We start from the raw sequence: 13,849 nt of genomic DNA on the forward strand, positions 1-13,849 counted from the left end.
CCTCCCCGGGCAGCGGGCCGTGTGTGGATCGGCTCGTGCCGACAGGTACTTTCCTGGAGTCACTGTCATATCACTGCGTCAGACGGAGGGATCGGCAGGGTGAGCGGAGTCACAGCGGTGCTGCTGCTCGTCGTGCTGGCCACGGCGGTCGCCACCGGGGCCCGGCACTGGAGCGTGCCGGCGCCGTCCCTGCTGGTCGTGGCCGGGGTGCTGGCCGGGCTGCTGCCGTTCGTCCCGCGGGTCGTGGTGCCGCCGGCGGTGATCAGCGTCGCGGTGCTGCCGCCGCTGCTCTACGCCTCCGCGGAGGAGATCTCCTGGCGGGAGCTGAAGGCGGTCTGGCGGCCCGTCACCGTGCTGGCCCTGGGGCTGGTGCTGGCCAGTGCCTTCAGCATCGGCGCGCTGGCCGGGCAACTCACCGGGCTGCCGCCGGCGATGGCCTTCGTGCTGGGCGCGGTGCTCGCCTCCACCGACCCGGTGGCGGTGACCGCGCTGGGGCGCAGGCTCGCGCTGCCGACCCGCGTGCAGACCCTGGTGCAGTCCGAGAGCCTCTTCAACGACGCCACCAGCCTGGTGCTCTTCAAGGTCGCGATCAGCCTGGCGGTGACCGCGGGCTCCGTCTCGGTCGGCGCGGCCGCCGGGGAGTTCCTGCTGCTCGCGGGCGGCGGCGCGCTGGTGGGCGGGGCGAGTGCCGCCCTGGTCGCGGCGATCCGCTCGCGCACCGAGGACCCGGTGCTGGAGACCGTCATCGCGCTGGTCACCCCGTACGCGGCCTACGTGCTCGCCGAGGACCTGCACACCTCGGGGGTGACCGCGGTGGTGGTGGCCGGGGTGGCGCTCGGCGCACAGGGCCACCGGCTGACCACCGCACGGATCCGGCTGCAGGTGCGCGCGGTCTACCAGACCGTGGTCTTCCTGCTGGAGAGCGTGGTCTTCGCGATCATCGGACTGGAGTTGCCCAGTCTGATCCGCGACCTGACGCCCCAGGAGAGCGGCTGGCCCTGGCAGGCCCTGCTGATCGCGCTGACGCTGATCCTGATCCGGCTGCTCTGGATCTTCCCCACCGCCTGGATCACCCAGCGTCAGCGCCCCCGCGACGGCGGCTCGGGGCTGAACTGGCGGGTGCCGGCCGTGCTGACCTGGGCCGGCACGCGCGGCGTGATGCCGCTGGCGGCGGCGCTGAGCATCCCGCTGCTCGCCGACGACGGCAGCCCGCTGCCCTACCGGGAGCTGGTCCTGGTGCTGACCACCTCCGTGGTCGCCTTCACCCTGGTGGTCCAGGGCTTCACACTGGCCCCGGTGGTGCGCGCCTCGGGAATCGCGCTGGAGCCGGAGGCCACCGTCCGCGAGGAGGCGCAGGCCGCCGAGACGGTGCTGCGGGTGGCGCTGGAGCGGCTGGAATCCCTGGTCGACACCGAGAGCGTCGCCGAGGTGGTGGCCGACCGGATGCGCCGCGACCTGCTGGCCCGGCTGGAGTACACCCGGATCCGGCTCGCCGACGCGCAGCTCGGCGCCGACGGGACCGCGGAAGCGGACACGGGGGAGGGGAGCGGGGAGGGCGAGGGGCAGCTGTCGGGGCAGGACGTGGCCACCGTGCTCGGCTACCGGCGGCTGCGCCGTGACCTGATCGCGGTGGAGAGCGCCGAGCTGCGCCGACTCTACGACGAGCAGCGGATCAGCGACGCCACCCGGAGCAGCCTGCAGCACGCCCTCGACCTGGAGGAGGCCGGCCTCGGCGAGCTGTGAGGCGCGGTGGCACGGCGAGACGGCGGCGGGGACCGATCACCCCCCCGGTGCGTGATCGGGCCCCGCCGCCGTCGTCCGGTCGGAGCCGGTGCCGCCCGCCGGTGTCAGTTGGTGACGCCGACGGCCGAGTTCCGGACCAGGTCGTTGTAGGTGTAGTAGACGTAGGCCGTGATCTGGAAGCCCGGGCCGTCGTACACCCAGTCGGACTCCGAGGAGCCGTCGCGGGACTGACCGACCACGTTGCCGTACTGGTCCTTCAGGACGAACTGGCAGGCGAAGGGGGCCTGCGTGCCGTTGTGCGTGGGGTCGATGGCCTGGACGTCGTGGTACCCCACGGGGTGGCCCGACCCCGGGCCGTAGTAGCGCAGCTCGATCTTCTGGGTGGCCGCGCAGGGGCCGGCGGTGAGGTAGTGGTTCCCCTCGTTGGCCGCGAACGCCGGGGCGGAGCCGACGGCGAGCAGCGTGCCGAGGCCGAGGGCGGCGACGGCGACGCGGAGGGAGGTGCGACGGGCGAGCACGGTGTTCCCTTCGGTGGGTGCGGTGGGACCGGTCAGTTGGTGACGCCGCACTGGTGAGCCTTCACCTGACCGGCGTACATGTAGTAGACGCATGCCTGGATGTGGTGACCCGGGCCGTCGTACCACCACGGGGACTCGCTGCCCGACATGGAGCTGTAGAGCGGCGTGGCACCGTAGTTGTCGGTGAGCTTGAACTGGCAGTAGTACGGGTCGCTGGCGTTGTTCGCGATCGGGTCGATGGCCTGCGCGTCGTGCCAGCCGCTCTGCTCGGCGGTCCCCGGGGCGTAGTAGTGGGTCTCGATCTTCTGGATCGCCTGGCAGGGGCCCGCGGTGAGGGTGACCGGCGGCTGGTCGGCGAAAGCCGCGGGCGAGCTGAGCGCCAGCACGGCGCCGACGCCGAGGGCAGCGACTGCGGCGCGGACCGAGGTGCGACGAGCGAGCATGGGTGGGGTCCCTTCGGTGGATCCTGCTTGATCGGTTTGCTGTGTCGATCGTCGCTGCTTGCTCCTACACTCCCCCTACAACGCGCCTACGCCTGAGCGCGGTTGAGCGATATCGGGGGGTACGGGTGGATTTCCGCCTGCTGGGGCAGTTGGAGGTGCGGGACGAGGACGGCTCGCTCTGCCGGGTGCCGGACGGACGGCTGCGGACCCTGCTCGCCGCCCTGCTGATGCACGCCGGCGAGGTCGTCTCGGCCGACGCCCTGGCCGAATACGTCTGGGAGACGGCGTTGCCGCGCCGACCGCGCGAGGCGCTGCAGGTGATGGTGGTCCGGCTGCGCAAGAGCCTGGGCCCGCAGATCGGCGGCCGGCTGCGGACGGTCCGCCCCGGGTACCTCTTCGCGGCCGAACCCGCCGAGTTGGACCTGCGGCGCTTCGAGGAGCTGAGCCGGCGCGGGCTGGCGGCCGGTGCGGCGCAGGACTGGCGGGCGGCGAGGGACCTGCTGGAGCGGGCGCTGGCCTGCTGGCGCGGCGAGGCACTGCAGGGCGTGCCCGGCGAGTTGCTGGCCCTGGAGAGCGGGGCGGTGCTGCAGGAGAGGCGGCTGGACGCGCTGCGCGGGCGGATCGCCGCCGACCTGGCGCTGGGCGGGCACGAGCGGGTGGTGGGCGAGCTGGCCGGGCTGGTCGAGCGCTGGCCGCTGCGTGAGCAGTTCCGCTGCCAGCTGGTGCTCGCCCTCTACCGGACCGGGCGCCGGGCCGACGCGCTGGCCGGATACCAGGAGGGGCGGCGGCTGCTGGTCGGGGAGTTGGGGATCGAGCCCGGCGTCGAACTGCAGGCGCTGCACCGCGCGGTGCTGGCCGACGATCCCGCGCTGGCCTGGGTGGCGCCCGCCGAGGCCGCCGTGCCCGCCGCATCGCCGGGACCCGCCGATCCTGCCGTACCCGCCGGGGGGAACCCGCCGGCCCCCAGCCGGCCGGCCCAACTGCCGCCCGACCTGCCGGACTTCACCGGTCGCGCGGAGCAGACCAGCCGGCTGGTCGGCCTGCTCGCGCCCGGCGGCACGGGCCTGGCCGACGGCTCGGTCACCGGGGCCGCGCCGGCCACCGGCGGCACGGTGGTGCTCTGCGCGCTCTCCGGCGCGGGCGGGATCGGCAAGACCACGCTCGCCGTGCACGCCGCCCACCTGGTCCGTACCCGGTTCGGCGACGGGCAGCTCTACGCCGACCTCCAGGGCACCAAGCCCGTGGCGGTGGACCCGGCCGAGGTGCAGGCCCGCTTCCTGCGCGGCCTGGGCCTGGTCACCGACGCGATCCCGGCCGACCCCGAGGAGCGCGCGGCGCTCTACCGCACGGTGCTGGCCGAGCGGCAGGTGCTGATCCTGCTGGACGACGCCCGGGACGCCGCCCAGGTCCGCCCGCTGCTGCCGGGCTCGGGGCCGAGCGCCGCGCTGGTCACCAGCCGTGGCCCGCTGGCCGGCGTCGACGGGGTGCACCGGATGCTGCTGGAGGTGCTCGGCGCGGACGAGGCCCGGGTGCTGATCGACCGGGTCACCGGCGGGCGGCTGGTCGCGGCCGAGCCGCGGGCGAGCGCCGAGGTGCTGCGGCTGTGCGCGGGGCTGCCGCTGGCGATCCGGATCGCCGGGGCCCGCCTCGCCACCGAGCCGGGGCTGACCGTCCAGGAGCTGGCGGTACGGCTCGCGGACCAGCGCGGCCGGCTCGACGAACTCGAGGTCGAGGACCGGGCGGTGCGGGCCAGCTTCGCGGTGGGGTACGCGGCGCTGCCCGCGCACGCCGCCCGGGCGTTCCGGCTGCTGGCCCTGGTGCCCGGCCCGACCTTCACCGAGCCGGCGGTGCGGGCCCTGCTCGGCTGCACCGCGCCCGAGGCGGCGCTGGCGCTGCGGGTGCCGCAGGCCGGCCACCTGCTGGAGCGACCCGCGCCGGACCGCTACCGCTTCCACGACCTGCTGCGGGTCTACGCCGCCGAACGCGTCGCCGCCGAGCAGCCCGAGCCGGAGCAGCGGGCCGCCGTCGACCGGCTGTTGGCCTGGTACCTGCACAGTTCGGCGGCGGTCAGCCGGCAACTCCACCCGCAGCGGCGCCCGGTGCCACTGGACGGGCCGCCGCCGCCCGACCCGGTGGCCGCCTTCGCCGACTACGCGGCGGCGCTGGCCTGGGGCGACGCCGAGCAGCAGAACCTGGTCGCCGCCGTGCGGCTGGCCGCCGCCACCGGGCGGCACCGCAGCGCCTGGCAGCTGCCGATGACGATGTGGAGCGTCTGCCAGGTCCGCAGCGCGTGGGCGGACTGGATCAGCACCCACGAGCTGGCCCTGGCGGCGGCCGAGCAGTTGGGCGACGACGCCGCCCAGGGGTGGATCCTCAACTGCCTCTCGCCCGCCTACCAGGGCGTGCAGCGCAACGCCGAGGCGATCGCCTGCATCCAGCGGTCGCTGGACATCCGGCTGCGACTGGGGGACCGGCTCGGCGCCTCCGGCTGCCTGCTCAACCTGGGCTTCGTGCACGGGGAGTTGGGCGACCTCGTGGAGGCCGACCGGTGCACCCGTGAGGCGCTGGCCATCACCCGCGAGAACGAGGACCGGCCCGGCACGGCCAGCGCGCTGCTCAACCTCGGTGAGGTGGCCCGGCGCCGGGCGGCCTTCCCGGAGGCCGCCGAGCACCTGCGCGCCGCGCTCGCCATCTACCAGGAGGTCGGCCACCGGCTGGGGGAGTCGAAGGCGCTGGCCAACCTGGCCACGGTGCTGGGCCGGCTGGGCAGCGTGGACGAGGCCGGTGAACTCGCCGAGTCCGCCCTGACGCTGTGCCGGGCGACGGGGAACCGCTTCGACGAGGCCGCCGCGCTGCGCACGCTCGCGGCGGTGGCGCTGGCCCACGGCCGGGCCGGGGAGGCCGTCGCCCACCTGCGCGCCGGGTACGCGATCCTCCTCGCGCTGGGCGCGCCGGAGGCCGCCGAACTGGCGGAGCAGCTCGCGGAACTCGAGCGGCCGCAGCAGCCCGAGTAGTCCGAGCAGCCCGAGCTGCTCGGGTAGGGCCCGCTACCGCCGGTCGGGCGCGGGCCCCGGGCCGCGGGCCTCGGCTCTCAGCCGGCGGCGGCGCGCGGTCCGCGGCGCAGGCTCGCCCGCAGGGTGCGCGGCAGCCGGCTGGTGCGGCGCAGCTCGTCGTAGGCCCGTCGCGAACCGCGGGCGGCCAGCCGGAACCGCAGGCCGGTGGCGCCGCCGGGGAAGCGGTAGCCGGGCGGGCGGTGGGTGGCGAAGTGCGCGCCGATCCGGCCGAAGAAGTCGCCGCGCAGGTCGGCGGGGACCAGCCCGGGGGAGTCGTAGACGGTCAGGGCCTGGCGCAGGGTGCGGTCGAAGACCAGGGTGCGCAGGTCGTCGAGGTCGCGGTGGCGGTCCAGGAAGCCGAAGATCGCGTCGTACTGGGCGAAGGCGTCCGCGTGCCGGGGCGAGGCGGTGGCGGTGATCGCGCCGGGCCGTCCGCGGCGGTAGTGGTAGCAGTCGCGGTCCAGGTAGCGCAGCCGGCGGGCGGCGAGCAGGGCCGGGTAGGTGACCGAGATGTCCTCGTAGAAGCCCCGCCCGAAGGCGACGTCGAGGCTGTCGAGGTAGTCGCGACGGAACACCTTGTTCCAGACCGAGAGCACCGATCGCACCAGCGCCGGGTGCTCGCGCAGTGTGCAGCCCGCCGGCCGCTCCAGCGGCGAGCCGGCCAGCAGGTGGCGCCAGGGGTTCGGCTCGGTGCTGTCGTCCGGGAAGACGTGGGTGAAACCGGTGATCAGGACGTCCACCGGCTGTGCCGCCACGCGCTCGGCGCGCAGCTCGGTCAGGACGGCGTCCAGCGCGCCCTCGGGGAGGTAGTCGTCGCTGTCGACGCACCAGAGGTACTCGCCCCGCGCGTGGGGCAGCGCGGCGATGCGGGCGCCGCCCAGCCCCTGGTTCTCGGCCAGGTGCAGGACCCGCAGGCGCGGGTCGCGGGCCGCGTAGGCGTCCAGGATCGCGCCGCAGCCGTCGGGGGAGCGGTCGTCGACCGCGATCACCTCGAAGTCCTGGCTGCTCTGCCGGTCGAGGATGGAGTCCAGGCAGCGGGGCAGGAAGCGCTCCACGCCGTGGACGGGCACAACGATGCTGAGGAGGACTCGCACGCTCTTCTTGTCTCTGCCGGGGGCCGGGCGCCTGATCGGGCCACTCTACCGGCGGCGCTCGACGTCCGATCGCGGCCCTCGACCTCCGATCGCGGCGGCCGACACGCGAACGGCGACCGCCGGTGCCGCGTCCAGAGCGGGCGACACCGGCAGCCGGGTCGGCGGCCCGGCCGACCCTCAGCGGCCGGCCGCCAGTCCTCCACCGTCTGGAGCCTGGCCGCCGCAGCGTTGAGACGGCCGGACAGTGGACCCAGAGGTGGTGGAAAGGTGCAGCGGTACGGTCGGCGGAGCGCACGACGATCACATCGTCAGTTATTCGATGATGTGTTCATCAGTCGAACGCTCCTGGTGGCTCGTGGCCCCGGTTTTCCCGCTGGGACTGATATTGCTTGCACGTAACGGCTGCGTCAATCCCCCACATGCATTCAGTTACTGAATATTTCGTCCCCAGGTCGCCGGGGGTGCGCGCGACCGCGCAGAAGGACCGGTGCGCACCATTGCCCGCCCGCCGCGGGGCTCCTATATTGACGCGCAGTCTCACAACAGTCCGGCCGGCCTGCTCCTTCCCTCCTTCACACCCCACGGGAACGCCCATGCCCGCGCCCCCTTCCCCCGCCCCGCCCGAGCGCGGGGTCAGCCCGGTGTTGAGGATCGCCCTGCTGGGCCCGCTGGCGGTCGCGGCCGGGTACGTCTTCCTCACCCTCACCCTGGCCGGCTCCGACACCGACGCCCTCTTCGCCTGGCGGATGTCACCGGTGACCGCGAGCCTGCTCGGCGCCGCCTACGGCGGCAGCTGCGCGATGCTGGCCCTCTGCCTGCGGGCCGGCCACTGGGTCAGGGTCAGGATGGCGGCGTACGCCAGCGCGCTCTTCATGCTGCTGATGCTCGGCGCCGTCCTGCTGGACCGGGGCGAGACGCATCTGCGCGGCGGTGCGCTGGTCGCCTTCCTGGCCGCCTGGATCTGGCTCGCCGTCCACCTGGCCGCGCCCGCCGTCGGACTGCTGGCGTTCGGCGCGCAGGCCCGTCGGCGCGGTCCGGTCCCACCCCGGCCGCCGCGGCTGCCGTGGTGGGTGGGCGCCCCGATGCTCGTCGACGCGGCCGCCCTGCTGGCCACCGGCCTCTTCCTCTACGCGGCCCCGGCGCCCGCGGCGCGGCACTGGCCGTGGCCGGTGGGACAGCTGGACGTGCGGGCGTTCGGTGCCTGGTGCCTGGCCTTCGGGGCCGCCCTGCTGTTCAGCTGGTGGGAGTCCGAGCTGCGCCGGGTGCGCGGCGGGATGGCCGCGCTGGTGGTCACCGGCCTCTTCGGGCTGATCGGGCTGGTGCGCTACGCGGACCAGGTGCGCTGGTCCTCGCCCGGGGCCTGGCTGGTGGTGCTGGTGCTCTGCTCGCTGCTCGGGCTCGGGATCTCCGGCGCGGGGCTCTCGGCGCTGCTCGACCCGCCGCCGCCGCCGCTCGCGGTCGCCGGCACCCTGGTGGCCGGTCCGCCGGCGGGCGGTCCGGGAGCGGCTGGTCCGGGGGCGGGCCCCGGGTCCGGGATCCGGCCGGTCTGACGCCCCGTCGGGACGCGGGTGGGCGGCCGGGCGGGGCCGGTTGACGTGCCGTCATGTCCACGCCGGGGAGGTGGCGCTCCGTCCGGTCGGTGCCGGCCGCCACGGTGGCCCTGTAGGAAGGTCCGGACTTCCGTCGCGGCGACGGTGGATTGGGTCGGTTTTGCCCCTATCGATGCGCAGTCGTGACCGATGCCACGGTCCCCTGATGCCACGCGAGTTGTCATCACACGATACGGTGGCAGAACACCAGGACGGTTGCGTGAGGACCGTCTCTCACGGATAGTCTTCGCCTCACGGCCCTGGCGCCTCGTAGGGGTGGGAATCTGATGGAACACATGCAAGTGCGGAGCAGGCCCCGTGTGCCGGCTGTGCAGTGCGGTGTGGGTGCGTCCGGTCGTCGGATCGAACGCCACCTGGCCGTGCTCGGCGCACCCGCGCTCCCCGTGGTCGACACCGCGGAGGCGTTGGGTCTGATAAGGGAGCTGACGCCGCGTGGCGTGAGCACTCATGCGGCTCCGCGCCGGACGGCGCGCGTGCTGCTGCTGGCGCCGCTCAGGCGCCTCAAGCGCAGTCTCTTCGGAAGTCGGGGCTAGCAGCCGGCGGCTCTCAGGGGCCAACGGCTTCAGCGCCTTCGGGACCGGCCAGGGTCGGTGGTCCCGGTGACGGACGACGGAACCCGGTGGGGGATCCTGCCCATCGGGTCTTCGGCACGTCCGGATCCGCTGAGGAGACGGTCACCGGCGGGCGCGGCCGGTTGTCCGGCCGCGCGCCGGCGGCGCAGGATGGGTCCATGGCCGACACCTTCCACTCCCAGACCTTCGAGATCACCACCGGGGACCGTGAGGTCGCCCTGGACCTCACCGTTCGCTGCGCGGCCTTCCTGGACGAGGTGGCCGCGGGGCGCGACGGGCTGCTGAACGTCTTCGTGCCGCACGCCACCGCCGGCGTGGCCGTGTTGGAGACCGGGGCGGGCAGCGACGACGACCTGCTCGCGGTGCTGCGCGACCTGCTGCCCGCCGACGACCGCTGGCGCCACCGGCACGGCAGCCCCGGCCACGGGCGTGACCACGTGCTGCCGGGCCTGGTGGCGCCGCACGCCACCCTGCCGGTGATCGGGGGCCGGATGGCGCTGGGTGTCTGGCAGTCGGTGGTGCTGATCGACACCAACAAGGACAACCCGAACCGGACCGTCCGGCTCTCCTTCCTGGGCTGACGCGCGGGACCACGGGTGGGCGACGGGGTGGTGGGCCCACCCGGCGGGGCCGACTGGTGTGCCCACCGGCGGGGCCGACTGGTGTGCCGGCCCCGCCGGCGCCGCCGGCGCCGCCTCAGACCTCCAGCTCGTTCTCGATCTTCGCGAGCTGGTGCCGTGCCATGGCCAGGTTGGCGCGGCGCTTGTCGAGCGCGAGGTAGAGGAAGAGGCCCTTGCCGGTGCGGCTGGTGAGCGGCCTGATCAGGTGGTACTGGCTGCTCAGGGTGATCAGGATGTCCTCGATCCCGTCGTTGAGCCCGAGCATCTCCATGGTGCGCATCTTGGCCCGCATCACGTCGGTGTTCCCGGCGGCGGCGACCGTCAGGTCCAGGCCGCCGGCGCCGTCCACGGTGCCCAGGGCCATACCGCTGTTGTAGTCCACCAGTGCGGTTCCTATGGCGCCCTCGATGACGCCCATGGCCTGCCGGAGTGCGGTGTCGACGTCGGTCATGATCTCTCCAAGGTTGTTGACGGTGAATGGAACTGTCGATCGGTCGGGAGGGCCGGGCCGCGGGAGGCCGGCCGGGTGGGCTCAGCGCCCGGGCGGTCGGTCGCCCCCGGTGAGGCCGCCCGGTGGCGGGCCCAGGCCGGCCGTCACCAGGCCGCCGACCCGTTCCGCCGAGCGCCGGGCCTCCAGGTGCAGCCGGCCGACGCTGACGTCCGGATGGGACAGCAGGGTGAGCACGCAGACCGGTCCGGCCGCGTAGGTGGCCACGTAGCCGTTCTCGCCGCGGACCAGCGACTCCCTGAACTCGCCCTGCCCGGTGGCGTCGGCCAGCCGCTGCGCCACCCCCAGGGTCGCGGCGGTGAGCGCGGCCAGGCCGGAGGGCTCGGTGTCGTGGGTGTCGTGCGCGAGCAGCAGACCGTCCACGCTGGCCACCAGACCGCCGGCCAGGTGCGGCACCCGGTGGCGCAGCGCGCGCAGTTCGGCCAGCAACGAGTTCTCCAGGGCGTCCATCTGCCTCCTTCCGGCGCGCTGCTTCAGCACCCGCCTCATGGCCGGGCGCGCGGGGCCGGTGCGGGGCCCGCGGGCGGACCTGCGGGCGGAGTGGGGATCAAAGTCGGGCCTCCAGTGCGGTTCGGACCCGGTACAGCAGGGCGATGTCCGGGTCGTGGACGGTCAGCGGGTTGGCCGCCGACGGTTCGGGGCGGTGGGGTGCGGGCGGTGCGGCGCGACCGGCCGCGCCGCCCGCGCCGCCCGGCGACCGGCTCGCGCCGCCCGGCACCAGGGCGCCGGGGGTACGGCGCTCCAGCCCGGCGGCGGTGCGGTGTCCTCCCGTGCCGCGCGGGGCGGTGCGGGGGGCGTCGGCCGCGGGTCGCTCGACGGGACGGTCGACGGGACGGTCGGTGGGACGCTGCTCGGTGGGACGCTGCTCGATGGGTCGTCGGTGCTCGGTGGGCCACTGCGGGGTGAGTCGGGGGTCGGCGGGTCGCAGGTCCGTGGGCCGGTGGTCGGCCGGGCGGCGGTCGGTGAGCGGGGCGAGCGGGGCGGTGAACGGGGTGGCGACCGCACCGCAGGCGGCCAGCCGGCGGACCTCCACGGTGGTGGCGAAGGCGGAGCGGCCGAGCAGGCGGGCGAGGTCGGCCGGAGTTCTTCGCCCGTCGGCGTGGTCCAGCAGCTCGCGCTGGCGCGGGCTGGGACGCGGGCCGGTGCGCGCCGGGCGGGCGCAGCGCACCACCGGCGCGGTGTCCAGCTGCGGCCACGGCCAGATCCGCTCCAGCAGGTCGCGGCGCCGTACCGTCTCGCGCCGCAGCCGCCGCGGGCTGACCGCGTTCACCGCGCCGAGCCAGTGCCGCACGCCCGGCTCGAAGGAGGTCGTCCGGGAGAGCGTCCCGAGCGCGAAGTAGGCCGCGTCGTACAGCGCGCCGAGGTGGCAGAGTTCCAACTCGCCCTGGGTCAGCCAGCCCTGCTCCACCAGCATCCGGCCCACCCGGCGTTCGGCGCCGAAGCGCTCCACCGTCTGCTGCCAGCTCTGGGGAGGGATCCGGCCGCAGGTGGTCAGCAGTCGGGCCAGGCCGGGGGCCTGTGGGCTCTCCGCGTGGACGACCGCGCCGCGCTCCAGGTAGACCGTGCCGGTCGCGGTGTGCAGCGCCCCGGTGGCGCGGGAGTCGGCCCACTGCTCGGCGGCCTCGCCCAGTGGCTGCCAGGCGGGTGCGAAGGGCGAGGCGAGCGAGGTGGCGGGCGGTGGGGCGAGCGGGCCGCGTGCGCCGGCGGTCACCCGAGCACCAGCTCCTCGGCGATGGCCTGCAGGCGGAACCGGGCCGCCGCCAGGTTGCCCTCGTTGCGGTCCAGCCACAGGTGCAGCACCAGCCGGCTGTCGAAGACCGTGCCGACCAGCAGCATCAGGTGGTAACTCCCGTTCGTGGTGAGGATGATGTCCTGCAGGGGCATCCGTGGGTCGGTCGACTCGGCGAAGCTGAGGCTCTCGGCCGCTGCCCGGACCAGGTCGGTCGCCTCGGCGGCGGTCGCCTCGTGGTCGGTGGCCGGACTCTCGCCGGCCGTCCCCAGCGCGAGCCCGCTGCCCCAGTCGAGGAGGCTCACACCCCGGGCACCGCTGATGCTCATCGCCTTGGACAGGCAATCGTCGATACCCGGCACACGGGCTCCTTCAGGGAGTTGGCACCAACCGGCCGCCGACATGGGAACGTAGTCGGATCGCTACGTCGAGTCGCGCTTCTGGCACGGAAGGCTACTGAGCGCGGGATGTGCGATGAAAATGCCATAGGCATATTTGTCATTTGAGCGAACGTTTTTCGCCATCGTCCCGGGGGCCCGCACCTGTCATCGCGCGCCGATCGGGGTGCGTCGGGGCGAGGGCCCGCAGGTGGCCGAACCGGTCGGCCGGAAAAGGTGGTTGGCTGAATCAGGGCGCACCGCGGCGATGACGGTTCGTCAGACGGGGTGCTGGTTTGCTAGGGCGCGTCTTCAAAGTCCCGCCGGGTCCGGCGCGACTTTGAAGACGCGCCCTAGGGCGGGGCTGGGGACATCCCCGCGTGCCGGCCGGTGGTGGGCTGGTGGTGGCGGGGGAGCGGAGTGCGAGGCGTCGTGATTCGGCCAGGTCGGTGCCACTTGCCCGGGTCGGGTCGGAGCGGGTAGAGAGGATGCCGTGACGGATGAATCGAACGCCTACTGCGCCGTACCGGCCGCCGACCCGCTGGGCGCACTCGCTCCGGCCGGGGCGCAGGCGGGGCCGCGCGCGGACTGCGTGCTCTGCGGCGAGCCGACCGAGTACCCGGCCGGCCACCGGGGCAGCACCCTCTGCCCGGTCTGCGCCTGGCAGCAGGCGCAGCGCATCGCCTGCTCGGGCTGACCGCCGCCGGGCGCGGCCGCCGTCGGATCCGCCGCCCCTCCCCGGGGTGGCTCAGCCGGCGTCGGGACCGGTGAGCTGGAGGGTCGAGCCGTGCCGCCCCTTGCGGACCAGCAACTGGGCGGGGATCCGCTGCCGCAGATCCGCCACGTGGCTGACGATGCCGACCGCTCGGTCCCGCTCGCGCAGCCCGTCCAGCACGTCCATCACCTCCTCCAGGGCCTGCTCGTCGAGCGTGCCGAAGCCCTCGTCGATGAAGAGGGTGTCCAGCGGCATGCCCCCGGCCTCGTCGGTGACCACGTCCGCCAGGCCCAGGGCGAGGGCGAGCGAGGCGAAGAAGCTCTCGCCGCCGGAGAGCGTGGCGGTGTCCCGCTCGGTGCCCGTCCAGGCGTCCACGACCAGCAGCGCCAGGCCGGAGCGCTTGCCGCCGGCGGACCGCTCGTCGCTGTGCACCAGGGTGTAGCGGCCGCCCGACATCCGGACCAGCCGGTCGCTGGCCGCCGCCGCCACCTGCTCCAGCCGGGCGGCCAGCACGTACGACTCCAGGCGCATCCGCAGCCGGTTGTCGGCACTCGTGCCGGTGGTGAGCTGGGCGAGCCGGCTGATCCTGCCGAAGGAGGCGAGCCGTGGTGCCAGCTCGTGGGCCGCGGCGGCCAGTTGGGCCCCCAGTTCGGCCAGTGCCGCGCAGCGCTCGCGGGCCGCGTGCTCGGCGCCGGCGGCCGCCCGCAGGTCGGCGGTGGCCGCGCGCAGGGCCTCCTGCACGCCGACCGGATCGGCGGGGGCCGCGGCCGCCGCGGTGACCAGGTCGGGCTCCGCCAGCACGGCGGCGGACGCCTGGGGCTCGGCGGCCCCCTCCTCCAGGGGCCGGCGCCGCTCCGTGGGGTCGCC

The 13,849-nt window shown here is 74.7% G+C and carries 14 protein-coding genes; 6 read left to right on the plus strand and 8 right to left on the minus strand.

What is annotated here, in order from left to right; all coding sequences use genetic code 11:
- Nucleotides 1-99: 99 nt before the first annotated feature.
- Nucleotides 100-1,743 carry a Na+/H+ antiporter gene (locus tag ABD323_RS23790; RefSeq protein ID WP_344443944.1) on the plus strand — a complete coding sequence of 548 codons (1,644 nt, stop codon included), beginning with the start codon at nt 100-102 and terminating at the stop codon, nt 1,741-1,743.
- Nucleotides 1,744-1,847: 104 nt separating this feature from the next.
- On the opposite strand, the gene ABD323_RS23795 is transcribed toward ABD323_RS23790, so the two are convergent.
- Together ABD323_RS23795 and ABD323_RS23800 are read right to left on the minus strand one after the other, a co-directional pair.
- Nucleotides 1,848-2,312: a hypothetical protein gene (locus tag ABD323_RS23795; protein ID WP_344443945.1), complete on the minus strand. Its 465-nt coding sequence runs from the start codon at nt 2,310-2,312 to the stop codon at nt 1,848-1,850.
- Nucleotides 2,294-2,704, minus strand: coding sequence for a hypothetical protein (locus ABD323_RS23800; protein ID WP_344443946.1), 411 nt, complete (start codon nt 2,702-2,704; stop codon nt 2,294-2,296). The genes ABD323_RS23795 and ABD323_RS23800 overlap by 19 nt, the downstream gene beginning before the upstream one ends.
- A gap of 125 nt (nt 2,705-2,829) precedes the next feature.
- Between ABD323_RS23800 and ABD323_RS23805 the strand changes: the two genes are divergently transcribed.
- Complete coding sequence (locus tag ABD323_RS23805; protein WP_344443947.1) at nt 2,830-5,718, plus strand: AfsR/SARP family transcriptional regulator; 2,889 nt, start codon at nt 2,830-2,832, stop codon at nt 5,716-5,718.
- Nucleotides 5,719-5,795: 77 nt separating this feature from the next.
- Here ABD323_RS23805 and ABD323_RS23810 read toward each other — a convergent pair whose 3' ends face one another.
- Nucleotides 5,796-6,851 (minus strand): glycosyltransferase family 2 protein, encoded by a 1,056-nt coding sequence (locus ABD323_RS23810; protein ID WP_344443948.1) that lies wholly within the window; start codon nt 6,849-6,851, stop codon nt 5,796-5,798.
- Nucleotides 6,852-7,444: 593 nt separating this feature from the next.
- Here ABD323_RS23810 and ABD323_RS23815 point away from each other — a divergent pair.
- The 3 genes from ABD323_RS23815 to ABD323_RS23825 all read left to right on the plus strand — a co-directional run bounded on the left by ABD323_RS23815 (nt 7,445) and on the right by ABD323_RS23825 (nt 9,614).
- Complete coding sequence (locus tag ABD323_RS23815; protein ID WP_344443949.1) at nt 7,445-8,401, plus strand: hypothetical protein; 957 nt, start codon at nt 7,445-7,447, stop codon at nt 8,399-8,401.
- 326 nt (nt 8,402-8,727) lie between these two features.
- Nucleotides 8,728-8,994, plus strand: coding sequence for a hypothetical protein (locus ABD323_RS23820; protein ID WP_344443950.1), 267 nt, complete (start codon nt 8,728-8,730; stop codon nt 8,992-8,994).
- 197 nt (nt 8,995-9,191) lie between these two features.
- Nucleotides 9,192-9,614, plus strand: a complete 423-nt coding sequence (locus ABD323_RS23825) for a YjbQ family protein (protein WP_344443951.1) — start codon at nt 9,192-9,194, stop codon at nt 9,612-9,614.
- A 115-nt stretch (nt 9,615-9,729) separates the two neighbouring features.
- On the opposite strand, the gene ABD323_RS23830 is transcribed toward ABD323_RS23825, so the two are convergent.
- The 4 genes from ABD323_RS23830 to ABD323_RS23845 form a co-directional block, all read right to left on the minus strand.
- Nucleotides 9,730-10,104 carry a hypothetical protein gene (locus ABD323_RS23830; RefSeq protein ID WP_344443952.1) on the minus strand — a complete coding sequence of 125 codons (375 nt, stop codon included), beginning with the start codon at nt 10,102-10,104 and terminating at the stop codon, nt 9,730-9,732.
- A gap of 81 nt (nt 10,105-10,185) precedes the next feature.
- On the minus strand, nt 10,186-10,611 hold the full coding sequence (locus ABD323_RS23835; protein ID WP_344443953.1) for a roadblock/LC7 domain-containing protein: 426 nt from the start codon (nt 10,609-10,611) through the stop codon (nt 10,186-10,188).
- 97 nt (nt 10,612-10,708) lie between these two features.
- Nucleotides 10,709-11,872, minus strand: a complete 1,164-nt coding sequence (locus ABD323_RS23840; RefSeq protein WP_344443954.1) for a hypothetical protein — start codon at nt 11,870-11,872, stop codon at nt 10,709-10,711.
- The gene (locus ABD323_RS23845; protein ID WP_344443955.1) at nt 11,869-12,252 is read right to left on the minus strand and encodes a hypothetical protein; all 384 of its coding nucleotides are present in this window, start codon (nt 12,250-12,252) and stop codon (nt 11,869-11,871) included. The genes ABD323_RS23840 and ABD323_RS23845 overlap by 4 nt, the downstream gene beginning before the upstream one ends.
- A 508-nt stretch (nt 12,253-12,760) precedes the next feature.
- On the opposite strand from ABD323_RS23845, the gene ABD323_RS23850 reads away from it, so the two are divergent.
- Nucleotides 12,761-12,964: a hypothetical protein gene (locus tag ABD323_RS23850; protein ID WP_344443958.1), complete on the plus strand. Its 204-nt coding sequence runs from the start codon at nt 12,761-12,763 to the stop codon at nt 12,962-12,964.
- 51 nt (nt 12,965-13,015) lie between these two features.
- Here the strand turns inward: ABD323_RS23850 and ABD323_RS23855 are convergent.
- The coding region (locus ABD323_RS23855; protein WP_344443956.1) for an SbcC/MukB-like Walker B domain-containing protein at nt 13,016-13,849 on the minus strand (834 nt) is incomplete at its 5' end.

Origin of the sequence: Kitasatospora nipponensis, assembly GCF_039528135.1 — a bacterium.
Lineage (GTDB): Bacteria > Actinomycetota > Actinomycetes > Streptomycetales > Streptomycetaceae > Kitasatospora > Kitasatospora nipponensis.

What these genes read in the sequence shown, in the direction of transcription:
- ABD323_RS23800 (WP_344443946.1), bottom strand. Translation starts at nt 2,704, where the DNA reads ATGCTCGCTCGTCGCACCTCGGTCCGCGCCGCAGTCGCTGCCCTCGGC.
- ABD323_RS23815 (WP_344443949.1), top strand. Translation starts at nt 7,445, where the DNA reads ATGCCCGCGCCCCCTTCCCCCGCCCCGCCCGAGCGCGGGGTCAGCCCG.
- ABD323_RS23820 (WP_344443950.1), top strand. Translation starts at nt 8,728, where the DNA reads ATGGAACACATGCAAGTGCGGAGCAGGCCCCGTGTGCCGGCTGTGCAG.
- ABD323_RS23825 (WP_344443951.1), top strand. Translation starts at nt 9,192, where the DNA reads ATGGCCGACACCTTCCACTCCCAGACCTTCGAGATCACCACCGGGGAC.
- ABD323_RS23830 (WP_344443952.1), bottom strand. Translation starts at nt 10,104, where the DNA reads ATGACCGACGTCGACACCGCACTCCGGCAGGCCATGGGCGTCATCGAG.
- ABD323_RS23835 (WP_344443953.1), bottom strand. Translation starts at nt 10,611, where the DNA reads ATGGACGCCCTGGAGAACTCGTTGCTGGCCGAACTGCGCGCGCTGCGC.